Annotated in this window: 7 protein-coding genes; 3 read left to right on the forward strand and 4 right to left on the reverse strand. The window is 62.3% G+C overall.

Going from position 1 to position 13,214, the window contains the following annotated elements:
* Positions 1-2: 2 nt before the first annotated feature.
* Positions 3-686 (forward strand): peroxiredoxin, encoded by a 684-nt coding sequence (locus M6D32_RS00490; protein ID WP_298252275.1) that lies wholly within the window; start codon positions 3-5, stop codon positions 684-686.
* Positions 687-786: 100 nt separating this feature from the next.
* Positions 787-2,130 (forward strand): peptidoglycan DD-metalloendopeptidase family protein, encoded by a 1,344-nt coding sequence (locus M6D32_RS00495; protein WP_298252276.1) that lies wholly within the window; start codon positions 787-789, stop codon positions 2,128-2,130.
* A 10-nt stretch (positions 2,131-2,140) separates the two neighbouring features.
* Here the strand turns inward: M6D32_RS00495 and prfB are convergent.
* From prfB to M6D32_RS00510, 3 genes are all read right to left on the reverse strand, one after another.
* A protein-coding gene (gene prfB, locus M6D32_RS00500; protein ID WP_298252278.1) for a peptide chain release factor 2 occupies positions 2,141-3,272 on the reverse strand; the annotation gives its coding sequence in 2 pieces (ribosomal slippage) (positions 2,141-3,202 and positions 3,204-3,272; 1,131 coding nt in all).
* Positions 3,273-3,364: 92 nt separating this feature from the next.
* Positions 3,365-5,869 carry a penicillin-binding protein 1A gene (locus tag M6D32_RS00505; RefSeq protein WP_298252280.1) on the reverse strand — a complete coding sequence of 835 codons (2,505 nt, stop codon included), beginning with the start codon at positions 5,867-5,869 and terminating at the stop codon, positions 3,365-3,367.
* A gap of 710 nt (positions 5,870-6,579) precedes the next feature.
* Complete coding sequence (locus tag M6D32_RS00510) at positions 6,580-7,893, reverse strand: N-acetylmuramoyl-L-alanine amidase (protein WP_298252282.1); 1,314 nt, start codon at positions 7,891-7,893, stop codon at positions 6,580-6,582.
* A gap of 854 nt (positions 7,894-8,747) precedes the next feature.
* Between M6D32_RS00510 and M6D32_RS00515 the strand changes: the two genes are divergently transcribed.
* Positions 8,748-11,783 carry an Rne/Rng family ribonuclease gene (locus M6D32_RS00515; RefSeq protein ID WP_298252284.1) on the forward strand — a complete coding sequence of 1,012 codons (3,036 nt, stop codon included), beginning with the start codon at positions 8,748-8,750 and terminating at the stop codon, positions 11,781-11,783.
* Positions 11,784-11,861: 78 nt separating this feature from the next.
* Here the strand turns inward: M6D32_RS00515 and dctA are convergent, their stop codons facing one another.
* Entirely contained in the window at positions 11,862-13,196 is a 1,335-nt protein-coding gene (gene dctA, locus M6D32_RS00520; protein ID WP_298252286.1) for a C4-dicarboxylate transporter DctA, read from the reverse strand.
* Positions 13,197-13,214 lie beyond the last annotated feature (18 nt).

The following is a 13,214-nucleotide window of genomic DNA, read 5'->3' on the forward strand; positions in this document are numbered from 1 at the left end:
GTATGTCCAAGAAAACGCGCGAGAAATCCGGTAAACCACTGGCTTCGCGCAAGGCGCGTGTGAGCGCCTCGAAAGCATCCGCCAAGCGACCGGCTGTGAAATCATCGACCACCAAATCGGCCAAGAGCCAAAAAGGCGGGCAAGCCAGGGCACGGGTGCCCTCATCCAAAATCTCAAAAACCAAAGGCGCCGCGACATCGAATCGGAAGAAGGCCGTGCGCACCATCCTTGCCGAGGGTGAAAAGGCGCCCTCCTTCCATCTACCTCGGGACGGAGGAAACACGGTTTCGCTTCAGGACTTTGCCGGCCAAAAGCTCGTGCTGTTTTTTTACCCGCGCGCCGACACACCTGGCTGCACGCGCGAGGCGACCGACTTCACGCGACTCAGGAGCGCGTTTGCCGCCGCGGGGACCGCGGTCGTCGGCGTGTCCGGCGATGCACCCAAAGCGCAGGAAGCGTTTCGGAACAAGCACCAGCTTTCGATTCCTCTTGCCTCGGATGAAAGGCACGAGATGCTCGAGGCCTATGGCGCCTGGGGCGAAAAATCCATGTATGGCAGGACCTTCCAGGGCATTCTTCGAACCACTGTTCTGATCGGAACGGATGGCAAGGTCATCAAGGTCTGGCGCAATGTCAGGGTCGACGGCCACGCCGATGACGTGCTTGCCACCGCCCGAACGGCCTGATCAGGAAGCGTTATTCGCGAAAAATTAACCATGACCGGGTCAAATCCCTCGTGCAAATTGGGCCGTACGGAACTCCCCTCCGACCGGCGCGGGAGTGCCGATGTCGTATCGTTCCGGTTATCAGTCCGAGTACCGCCAGCCACCTGATCCGGGCCGGCAAACCAGCCGACAGCCGACCAATCCACCCGCTACCAAACCTGACCGGAAGGGCTACACGCTGGTCCACGCCGGCAAGCAGGTGCGTTTTGGGCCTGTCGCCTTCTGGATCGTGGTCGGCACGGTGACCGCGCTCGGCATGTGGTCAGCGGCGACCGCGACCTATTTTGCCTTTCGCGACGACGTCCTGACGCGGCTGATCGGGCGACAGGCGGAGATGCAATACGCCTACGAGGACCGGATCGCAGATCTTCGCGCCAAGGTCGACCGTGCCACCAGCCGGCAACTTCTGGATCAGGAACAGTTCGATCAGAAGCTTGATCAGATCATGCGCCGGCAGTCTGCGCTGGAATCGCGCGCGACCGCGATGGGCGCCATTCCCGAAATCACCGGATCGATCAGGGCACCGTCGCGTGGCGCAACGATGACGGAACGCGCGTCCTCCGGCATTCCGAAGCCATCGCCGATCAGTGACACCGCGGTGTTCGTTGCCCCGCCGGATCGCGAGGCGCGGCTTGAATCCCGCGCGCCGGTCATCACCAATGCACCCGCGACGAAGGCGGCGAAAATCCGGGGCGTCGATAGCGTGCTCGGGCGCCTGCAAAATTCGCTCGATCAGGTCGATCGACGGCAGATGGCTTCGCTGACCTCCGCCGAAGACAGCCTGGAATCCCGCGCCCGGCGCATGCGCAGCGTAATCGGCGATCTCGGTCTCAATCTCGGTCAGTTGGAAGCGGCAACGCCGCATGCCGGCATGGGCGGTCCCTATGTACCGGTGAAGCTGCCCGCCAACGCGGACGCATTCGAGCGCCAGCTCTACCGTATCAATATCAGCCGTGCCCAGGTCGAGCGCCTCAACCACACGCTGGCGCTGGTGCCCTACCGCAAGCCCGTGGTCGGCGAAGTCGAGTTCACGTCTGGGTTTGGAATCCGCGCCGATCCCTTCCTCGGCCGTCCGGCGATGCACACCGGTCTCGATTTCCGCGCGTCCACCGGCGATCCCGTCCGCGTGACCGCCAACGGCAAGGTCGCATCGGCCGGCTGGGCGGGCGGCTACGGCCGCATGGTGGAAGTCGACCACGGCAACGGGCTGTCGACGCGTTACGGCCACCTGTCCGAAATCGACGTCAAGGTCGGCGATGTCGTCAAGATCGGCCAGGTGATTGGCCTCGTCGGTTCAACGGGCCGCTCGACCGGACCACATCTCCACTACGAAACAAGAATCGACGGCGAGGCCGTCGATCCGCAAAGATTCCTGCGTGCGGGCATTCGGCTCAGGGCGGGCTAACCACCTAACGCTACTCGACATCCTCGACTTCGCCCATCGCCGTGCCGAACGCGCGCTGCGCCAGCGTGGACGCCATAAATTCATCGAGGTCGCCGTCGAGCACGCCTGACGTGTCCGATGTCTGCACGCCGGTGCGGAGATCCTTGACCATCTGATACGGCTGCAAGACGTAGGACCTGATCTGATGGCCCCAGCCGATGTCGGTCTTGGCAGCCTGATCGGCGGCGGCCTTCTCCTCGCGCTTCTTCAGCTCAATCTCGTAAAGCCGCGCGCGCAACATGTCCCAGGCCTGAGCACGGTTCTTGTGCTGCGATCGCCCGGCCTGACAGACCACCGCAACGCCGGTCGGAATATGCGTCAGCCGCACGGCAGATTCAGTCTTGTTGACGTGCTGGCCGCCGGCGCCGCCCGAGCGCATGGTGTCGGTGCGCACGTCGGCATCCTTGATATCGATCTTGATGCTGTCGTCGATGACCGGAAAGATCGCCACGCTTGAGAACGAGGTATGGCGGCGCGCATTCGAATCGAACGGCGATATCCGTACCAGGCGATGCACGCCGGCTTCGGTCTTCAGCCAGCCATAAGCGTTGTGACCGGAAATCTGGATGGTCGCCGACTTGATGCCGGCTTCTTCGCCCTGCTGCTCCTCGAGATATTCCACCTTGAAGCCGTGCTTCTCGGCCCAGCGGGTGTACATCCGAAGCAGCATCTGCGCCCAATCCTGGCTTTCGGTGCCGCCCGCGCCGGCGTGAACCTCGAGATAGGAATCGAAGCGATCGGCCTCGCCCGACAGCAGGGCCTCGAGCTCGCGCCGCGCGACCTCTTTCTTGAGCTCCTTCAGCGCGGCTTCGGCATCCGCGACGACGGCCGCATCGTTCTCGGCCTCGCCGAGCTCGATCATGCCGACATTGTCTTCAAGCTCGCGCTCGACCTTGCCGATGCCGGACAGCGCATCCTCCAGCGAGGTGCGCTCCTGCATCAGCTTCTGCGCTTTCTGTGGATCGTTCCAGAGATTGGGGTCTTCGGCGAGCTTGTTCAGCTCCGCCAGCCGCGCTGTGGATTCTTCAACGTCAAAGATGCCTCCTCAGCAGCCCGACTGACTGCTTGATCTCTTCGACGAGGCGTTCGACTTCGGCACGCATAATTCTCTGATCCGTTAGCCCGTAGGTCACGAGACGTCCGACCGATGTAGCGGCGGAAGTCGCAAAGCGCAACCAAGCTCTAAGTGAACACTCTAATACAAGCCGCCGGTGCCGGGACGGAACAGGCTGCGGTCGGCATCGGGCGGTTGCTGCTGCGGGTAGACCGGCCGGCCGTCATCGCCGAGACCGACGGCGGAGGCGTAGTTATCCGGCGGCGCCGTTCCCGGCTTGAAGGCTTCGAGGATGGTCCGGCCGCCATCGCCGGGACCGGCGCGCAAGCCGGTCTTGGCGTCGACGCGGACCAGCTTGATGCCGGCCGGGATCTTGAACGGAATCGCCGGTCTGTCGGCGAGCGCCATCTTGAGGAAGTCGCGCGCGATCGGCGCGGCGAGATGGCCGCCGGTCGCCGCATTGCCCCGGCCAAGCGGACGCGGCTTGTCGTAACCGAGATAGATGCCAACGACGATGTCCGGCGAGAAGCCAATGAACCAGGCGTCCTTCGCCTCATTGGTGGTACCGGTCTTGCCGGCGATCGGCTTGCCGACCTCCTTGAGGGCCATGGCGGTACCGCCCTGCACCACGCCTTCCATCATGGACGTGATCTGGTAGGCGGTCATCGGATCGAGCACCTGCTCGCGGCGATCGATGAGTTGCGGCTCGGGCTGGTTCTTCCAGCCGCCCGGCGCATCGCAGCCGCGGCACTCGCGGCTGTCGTGCCTGAAGATGGTGTGGCCGTAGCGGTCCTGGATACGGTCGATCAGCGTCGGCTTCACGCGCCGCCCGCCATTGGCGATCATCGAATAGGCCGTGACCATCCGCATGACAGTGGTTTCACCGGCACCCAGCGCATACGACAGATAGTTCGGCAATTCGTCATAGACGCCGAAGCGCCTGGCATATTCGCCGATCAGCGGCATGCCGATATCCTGCGCGAGCCGCACGGTGACCGTGTTGAGCGACAGGCGCAGCGCATTCCGTAGCGTGGTTGCACCTCGGTACTTGCCGTTGGAGAAGTTGTCCGGACGCCACACGCCGCCACCCTGCCCCTGGTCGATTTCGATCGGCGCGTCCATCACCTCGCTCGAGGGCGTATAGCCGTTGTCGAGAGCGGCCGAATAGACGATCGGCTTGAACGACGAGCCTGGCTGCCGATAGGCCTGGGTGGCCCGGTTGAACTGGCTCTGATCGAATGAGAAGCCACCAACCATCGCCAGAACGCGGCCCGTCCACGGGTCCATCACAACCATCGCGCCTGACACTTCCGGCAGCTGGCGCAACCTGTATTGACCTTCGACCGCGTTGCCGTCCTTGAACAGCGGGTCGGCGTAGATCACATCGCCCGGCGACAGCACTTGCGAGACCGCGGTCGGCGTCTTGCCTTTTGTCGGGCCTGACGCCGCTTTCGCCCATCGCACGCCCTCGAGCGTAATGATCCCGGTCTGCCGTTGCTTGCTCACGGCGCCGCCAAGTTCGCGTCCGGGCTGCAAGCCGATGCGCGCCGACTGATCGCTGGTTTCCAGAACCACCGCCATTCGCCACGGCGATATGTCCGTCAGCGATTTGACATCGGCGAGCTTCACGCCCCAATCGCCGGAAACGTCGAGCTTGCTCATGGCGCCGCGCCAGCCCTGCGCTTCGTCGTAGTTGACCATGCCGGCGGCCATCGTCTTTCGGGCCATCACCTGGATTTTCGGATCGAGGGTGGCGTGAACCGACAGACCGCCTTCATAAAGCTTCTTCTCGCCGTAACGCTCGAAAATATCGCGGCGGACTTCTTCGGCGAAGTATTCACCCGCGAAAGTACGTGCGCTGTTGGCGCGGTTGGTGACGGTCAACGGCGACTTGCGGGCCTTCTCGGCGTCAGCGGCGCTGATCCAGCCGTTTTCCAGGAGGCGGTCGATCACATAGTTGCGCCGCTCGACCGCGCGGTCGTGGTTGCGCACCGGATGCAGTGCGGCCGGCGCCTTCGGCAGCGCGGCGAGGTACGAAGCTTCTGCGATCGTGAGCTCGTTGACCGATTTATCGAAATAGACGAGCGAGGCCGCGGCAATGCCATAGGCGCCAAGGCCGAGATAGATTTCATTGAGATAAAGCTCGAGGATCTTGTCCTTCGAATAGGCCCGCTCGATCCGCATCGCCAGCAAGGCTTCCTTGATCTTGCGAGAAAAGGAGACCTCGTTGGTCAACAGAAAGTTCTTGGCGACCTGCTGGGTGATGGTGGATGCGCCCTGCGGTCGGCGATTCGAACCGAAATTCTCCGCGTACAGGAGCGCCGCGCGCGCCATGCCCGAATAATCGATACCGCCGTGCTCGTAGAAGTTCTTGTCCTCGGCGGCGAGGAAGCAATTGATGACGAGTTTCGGAACCGCCTGGATCGGCAGGTAGAGACGCCGCTCCTTGGCATATTCGCCCAACAGCGAACCGTCCGCCGCCTGGACACGCGTCATCACCGGCGGCTCGTAATCCTGAAGCTGCGAATAGTCCGGCAAATCCTTGGAAAAGTGCCAGATCAACCCTGCGACGGCGGCCACGGCCACAAGGAACACGACGGTTCCCGCGGCGAACAAGAAACCCAAGAACCGCACCAGCAAGCGCATATTCTAAATTCCGTTAGTCCCTGCACCGATAAAGACCGGCGTCTTCTGGAGGTATTCCGCTTCCAGCCATTGATGGCCGGTACCGGATGTTCACCGCGGCTGTCATCTTACGCCGCCGCGAGCGAATTGTGTCGATTCCTTGGGGCCCAGTGGTCCAATTCTAACATTCGCATCCCTTCTCAGCGGGCACTTTGCGAATGTTAGAATTAAAGGACCACTAGCAAATATAAGTTTCTAGTGGAGTTTTGGATTTGACATTCGCTTTTCAGACTCGCTGCCGGACTGGTAGCGAATGTCAAATCCACTCCACTAGCGCCGTTTTTATAGTGCGGGCGCTGTGGCCAAACTAGGGCCTCTTATTGCAGCGCGGCGATTTACCTAGTGCCCACTTTCCGAAGTCCGTATTACATCTCAGCACGACCTTATGACGAACTTCGGAAAGCTATGGGCTACTCACAAACTTATTGATTCTAGTGCCGCTTTTCTATTTGAAGTTCCTGAACAGAATTCGCCGCTTGTGGTGCAGGAACTTCAAATAGGCGGCACTAGTGGAGTGGATTTGACATTCGCTACCCATCCGGCCGCGAGTCTGGAAAGCGAATGTCAAATCCTAAACTCCACTAGAAACAGACAATTGCTAGTGGTCCCTTGATTCTAACATTCGCAAAAGTGCACGCTGAGAAAGGGATGCGAATGTTAGAATCGGACCACTAGTTCCCGTTGCCGGCTGTCGCCAATCGCTTGGCGAAGAACATGTCGACGGCATGCGCCACCGACCCCACCGTTCGCGAACGCCAATTGTCAGATTGCAAGTGCCCGAGGTCGTCCTTGTTGGAGACATAGCCGAGCTCGACGAGGACCGACGGCACGTCCGGCGCCTTGAGGACGCGGAAGCCGGCCGACTTGAGCGGGTTCTTGTGCATCCTCGTCACGGTCTTCATCTCGCCCATCAAGAGGCGCGCGAAGCGATTGGAGAAGGTGCGTGTTTCGCGCTGGGCAAGATCGATAAGGATGTCGGCGACTTCTGTGGGTTCTTCCGTGAGGTTGACACCGCCAATGGCGTCGGCCTTGTTCTCGGTCTCCGCAAGCTTTTCAGCCTCGGCGTCCGAGGCGCGATCGGACAAGGTATAGATTGAAGCACCCTGGGCATCGCCCTCGCGGCGCGGCAACGCGTCGGCATGGATCGATACGAAGAGCGAAGCCGACTGGCCACGCGCGAATTTCACGCGATCGTCGAGCGGGATGAACGTGTCGTCGGTACGGGTCATCACGACGCGATATTTTCCGCTCTTCTCGATGCGATCGCGTAGGGCAAGCGCAAACGCCAGCACGATCGTCTTTTCGCTGGCGCCGTCCCACTGCGTACCGTTGTCGAGACCGCCATGACCAGGATCGATGACGATCACCGGGCGCGCATCCGGCGGCGAAGCCGGCGCGGCAGGCTCCTCCGGCTTTGCCGGGACGGCTGCTGCCGGCGGCGAGGTCTCGTGGGCATCGGCAATCGCCGGCCTCAGTTCCGGGCGGCTGGCCGGCGCCAGCAACTGGACGAAGGTCGTGCGGTCAACCTGCTCCAGCTCCAGCACAAGCCGCGGCGGTTGGCCGTTGGCCGCTTCCAGCACTGAGGCTTTGGAAATCTTCGCGGGTCCCGTGAGATCAAAGACAAGGCGTGAGCCGCCAGGCATCACGAGACCGTAGCGGAAGGCCTTGATCAGTCCCCGCCCCGCGGCGCCGACCCCGGGCGGAAGTTGAAAGGTGACCTGCGGGATGTCGATAACCACGCGATAGGGATCGGCAAGAGGAAAAGCGTGGACCGGAATCGACTGATCAAGATCGAGGACGAAGCGCGTCTGCTTCTCGTCACCGGCCAGACGCGCGCCGGAAGCGGTCGGAAAGTGGGCATCGGTGGCAGGCCTGGGTGGCTGGGTCTCAACCGCGGCCACTCGGGCGGGAAGCGGCCACAGCAATGCTGCGGCGCACAACAGCGCGAAACCCAGCAATACATGGCAATTTGCGCGGCCCGCCAACGAATCCGTGCCTCCTGGAGCTCCGATTCCGAAGTTCGCAAGCTAGTTGCGGCTCCTCGATGCGAACCTCGAAATCAAAGGAGCTATAGCAACTCATTGATTCTAGCGCGGCTTTGAATTTGAAGTTCCTAACCAACTCACGGCGATAGTGAAAGGAACGCCAGATTCGCCACACTAGCGGCTGTCTTACCGCATTAGGACCGCAGGGTTAATCGGGCCTTAAAACTTTCATCCGGAAAAGAAGCTGGTGTTGCCCTCCGGCGACGCCTCCCTTGCGGGGGAGCGCCGATCCACGTATGTAGGTGGTGCTGACGGCCAAAATTTACGGTTGTGTCGCGTTCCGGTGCAGCGCAGGAACCTCCAAAGGAGGAGATTTCGGCGTCTTTCCGGCCGCTTCTGCAGCCAGCGCGAGCCGCGCGGCCGTCAGAGGCGACGGTTTCAAGCCCGGACGGTGTCCGCTCCCAGGTCAACAGCTTGTTCCAGGGACGGCTTGAGATTCGACCTGACCGCTTATCGGACCTCAAGGCCCCGATAGACGATTGAGGCGCGCGCTTGGGTTTTAGACCTGAGCCTTCAGCGACCGACAAAAGCGGCGTTTTTGCCGCCAAGTTTTACTCAGACGGGCCGACGCTTAATGCGCCAGACTGTGTTGCCGGCACTCCAGGGACAAATACCGCCGATGCGGGGCGCAAGCCACGCACGCCGCGGCTCGTTCCGGGAAAGGTGTTCGGCAAGGCGCCGCAGCTTGCGTTTCGGCCTTCCCCTCACCCCCGAATCAGGTGGACCGTCGCGTCACCCGGCCGCGCAAATCGCGCGCGCCGTCCTGCGCGCCTGCCGCCGCCAAGAGTTCCAAAATGCCCAACAAGATGCTTATCGATGCCACCCACCCGGAGGAGACCCGGGTCGTCGTGGTCCGCGGCAATCGCGTCGAAGAGTTTGATTTCGAGACCGCGCAGCGCAAACAACTGCGCGGCAATATTTATCTGGCCAAGGTGACGCGGGTTGAACCGTCGCTGCAAGCCGCCTTCATCGAATATGGCGGCAACCGCCACGGCTTCCTGGCCTTCAGCGAAATTCATCCCGACTACTACCAGATCCCTGTCGCTGACCGTCAGGCACTGATCGAGGCTGACGAGCGCGCGCACCGCGAGGCGGAGGAAGAATCCGAGAACCGCTCCAGCCGCCGCCGTTCGCGCCATCGCAACTCGCGCCGGCGCGGCCATGGCGAGCGCGTTCGCAGCGAGATCGTCGAGGCGAGCCCCGAGGCACGGCCAGAAGAACTGCACGATGCTCACGCTCACGCCGAACAGCACCACGACGACCACGTCCACGAGCATCATGGCGACGCTGCCGAACATCATGACAAAGCGGCGCATCATCATGACCATGACGATCACGCGCATTCGCACGATCACGAACATCATCATGATCGCGATAATCATGGCATGCATGCCGAGGGCGACGAACACGGTTCCCACGTCACCGAGGCGCCAGCGCCGGCAACCGAGCCCGTAGAAGCCGCCGCCGATATTTCGGAAGCGCCGCGCGAGGCTCCGGAAGGCGCACACGAGGGCGACGCGCACGACGATCACAGCGACGGCGAGGCCGGGCCGGACGAGGTTGCGGCCGAGAACGCCGCTCATGCCGGATATGCCAGCGAAGCCCAAGCCACTTCATCCGACGAAACCCATGCGACGGCCAACGGCGAAGAGCCTCACGAGGACGACGACGGCGATGAGGCCGAGGAAGAGCTCGTCGAATCCGTCGGCGGTGACGACGTTCTCGAAGAAGTGCCGGAACGGTCCTTCCGTCCGCGCCGCCAGTACAAGATCCAGGAGGTCATCAAGCGCCGCCAGGTCATGCTGGTGCAGGTCGTCAAGGAAGAGCGCGGCAGCAAGGGCGCGGCGCTGACCACCTATTTGTCGCTGGCCGGCCGCTACGCGGTATTGATGCCGAATACGGCGCGTGGCGGCGGCATCAGCCGCAAGATCACCTCGGCGCAGGACCGCTCCCGGCTGAAGGAGGTCGTGCAGGACCTCGACGTGCCGGAAGGCATGGGCATCATCCTGCGCACGGCCGGTGCTTCCCGCACCAAGCCGGAGATCAAGCGCGACTTCGAATACCTGATCCGGATGTGGGAAACGGTGCGCGACCTGACGCTGAATTCGCAGGCGCCGTCGCTTGTCTATGAAGAGGGATCGCTGATCAAGCGCTCGCTCCGCGACCTCTACAACAAGGAAATCGACGAAATTTTGGTGGCGGGAGAAGCCGGCTACCACGAAGCGCGCGATTTCATGAAGATGCTGATGCCCTCCAACGTGCGCGCGGTGAAGCAATACCGCGACGGTCAGCCGCTATTCTCGCGCATGGGCGTGGAAAGCCAGCTCGACGCGATGTTCTCGCCGACCGTGCAGTTGCGATCGGGCGGATACATCGTCATCAACCAGACCGAGGCGCTGGTCTCGATCGACGTCAACTCTGGACGCTCGACGCGAGAACACCACATCGAGGACACCGCGCTCAAGACCAATCTCGAAGCGGCCGAGGAAGTCGCCCGACAGCTCCGGCTGCGCGACCTCGCCGGGCTGATCGTGATCGACTTCATCGACATGGACGAGAAGCGCAACAACCGCTCGGTCGAACGCAAGCTGTCCGACTGCCTGAGGCAGGACCGCGCGCGGATACAGGTCGGACGCATCTCGCATTTCGGACTGCTCGAAATGTCACGCCAGCGCATCCGCGCCAGCGTGCTCGAAAGCTCGACCGAGCCCTGCGCGCAATGCGGCGGCAGCGGCCACGTCCGCTCCGTATCTTCGGTGGCGCTGCAATTGCTGCGCGGACTGGAGGAAGTTCTGATGAAGGGCGCGACCCACAATATGGTGGTGCGCACCCGGACCGACGTTGCACTCTACGTTCTCAATCACAAGCGCGGCCATTTGCGCGATCTCGAGAACTCCTTCAAGGTCAGCCTTTCGGTGATTGCCGATCCGACCGTGAGCGGACAGCAGTCGTTTATAATCGATCGCGGCGAGCAGGTGCACACGCTGGAAGCGGCCAAGGCGCTACTCGCGGCGCAGGCCGCAGCTTCGCCCTCGCAGACCGAAGAGGCTTTCGACGACGAGGAAGAGCCGTTCGACGCCGAGACGGAATCGGAAGTGGAAACCGACGAGACCGAGGGCCTTTCGGGTGACGCGGCAGCAAATAGCGATGCGGCAGGCGAAGGTCCGCGCAAGCGGCGTCGCCGGCGTCGGCGTGGCCGCGGTGGCGAGGCCCGCGAGGGTGCAATGCCGCGCGAGGAAGGCGCTTTCGCGCAAGAAGCTGTCGCTCCGGCCGAGGCCGAGATCGGCGGCGAAGACGAAACCGATGAAGATGAAACCGGCGAACAGGCAAGCGAGGACCGCTCCGATCAAGCGGGTAACGGCGAGCGGCGACCGCGCCGTCGCGGGCGCCGTGGCGGACGCCGCCGTCGCGGTGGACCGGAAGAAGGTCTCGCCGGATCGATCACCGACGAACTCAGTCCCGTTCAGGCGCCGGAAGTTGCAAGCGCTGTGGCCGATTTCGACGAGGTCACCTCGCAGCCCTCGTCTGCGGCGACCGAACACGAGGCGCCCGCTGCCGAACAGCCGGCAGCCGTTCAAGAGTCTTCGCCTTCGGCCGCGGAATCCGAGGCGCATGCGGCGGAGTCCGACAAGGGCGCAAGGCGGCGATCGACGGTCCGCGAAAAGGTGAGTTTTGCGAACCACGGTCCATCCGAGACGGACGGGGCTCCCTACAGCCAGCCAGAGGCGTCGGCCAACAGCGAGACATCGGCCGAGGGTACTCCCGATGCAACGGCGGAAGCATCGCCGAGGCGCGCTGGATGGTGGTCGCGACGCTTTGGCGGCGGTTAGGTTTTTCCGGACTTCAATCTAAAAACGCCCGGCGGAAAACCGGGCGTTTCTTAATATCAGCGGTCTCGCGCGTCTGAGCTAGCCGGTTGTGATCGCCGTCTGGACGTCGCTCGGATCGATCTGCTGGTTCAGCCTCGCGTGCAGCGTGGCCTTGTCGAGTTCGCCTTCCCACCACGACACGAACACCGTCGCAATGCCGTTGCCCGTGATGTTGGTGAGCGCGCGCACCTCGCTCATGAACTTGTCGATCGAGAACACGATCGCCATGCCGGGCACCAGTGCCGGATTGACCACGGAAAGCGTGGCGGCCAGCGTGATGAAGCCCGCTCCGGTGACGCCGCTCGCGCCCTTGGAGGTCAGCATCGCCACCACCAGGATGGTCAGCTGCTGGCCAAAGCTGAGATCGACGCCGAGCGCCTGCGAGATGAAGAGCGTCGCCAGCGTCATGTAGATGTTGGTGCCGTCGAGATTGAACGAATACCCGGTTGGCACCACGAGACCGACCACAGGCTTTGAGCAGCCGAGCCGTTCCAGCTTCTCCATCAACTGCGGTAGCGCGCTTTCAGACGACGACGTGCCAAGCACGATCAGAAGCTCATCCTTGATATAGGCGATGTACTTGAAGATGGAGAAGCCGACAAAACGCGCGATCAGGCCGAGCACAACGACCACGAACAGAGCCGCGGTCGCATAGAACAGAGCGATCAGCCCGATCAGATTGCCGAGCGCAGCCGGGCCGTATTTCCCGATGGTGAAGGCCATGGCGCCAAAGGCGCCGAACGGCGCCGCCTTCATGACGATGCCGATCACGCCGAACACCGCATGCGCGGTATCGTCGATCAGCTCCCGCAGGCGATCGGCGCGGCTGCCCATCGCCATCAGCGAGAAGCCGAACAGGATCGCAAACAGGAGCACTTGCAGAATGTCGCCGCGCGCGAGCGCGCCGACGACGCTGTCGGGAATGATGTTGAGTACGAAGTCAACCGACTTGTGCGCTTCCGCCTGCTTGACGTAGTTCGCGACCGCAGCAGCATCTGGCCTGGCGGCAAGGCCATGGCCGATCTGGAACAGATTGCCCATGGTCAGGCCGATCGCGAGCGCAAAGGTGGAGACGATCTCGAAATAGACCAACGCCTTGACGCCGACCCGGCCCACCTTGCGCGCATCCTGAATATGCGAAATGCCAGATACCACAGTGCAGAAGATGATCGGCGCGATCACCATCTTGATCAGCTTGATGAAGCCGTCTCCGAGAGCCTTGATCCAGTCATTCTTTGCGAGCTCTGGCCACTGCCATCCGATGATGACACCAAGCACGATCGCGAAAAGGACCTGGATATAAAGAATCTTGTACCAAGGCTTCGCCGCACGCATTGGAACTGCGGTCACGGTTGTTGGCGCCATCGAACTCATCCCCCTCCTCGGATTTCT

It is taken from the genome of Bradyrhizobium sp. (assembly GCF_027307225.1).
Lineage (GTDB): Bacteria > Pseudomonadota > Alphaproteobacteria > Rhizobiales > Xanthobacteraceae > Bradyrhizobium.

Coding starts and splice junctions, on each gene's coding strand:
- M6D32_RS00490 (WP_298252275.1), top strand. CDS start 3: ATGTCCAAGAAAACGCGCGAGAAATCCGGTAAACCACTGGCTTCGCGC.
- M6D32_RS00495 (WP_298252276.1), top strand. CDS start 787: ATGTCGTATCGTTCCGGTTATCAGTCCGAGTACCGCCAGCCACCTGAT.
- M6D32_RS00505 (WP_298252280.1), bottom strand. CDS start 5,869: ATGCGCTTGCTGGTGCGGTTCTTGGGTTTCTTGTTCGCCGCGGGAACC.
- M6D32_RS00515 (WP_298252284.1), top strand. CDS start 8,748: ATGCCCAACAAGATGCTTATCGATGCCACCCACCCGGAGGAGACCCGG.
- dctA (WP_298252286.1), bottom strand. CDS start 13,196: ATGAGTTCGATGGCGCCAACAACCGTGACCGCAGTTCCAATGCGTGCG.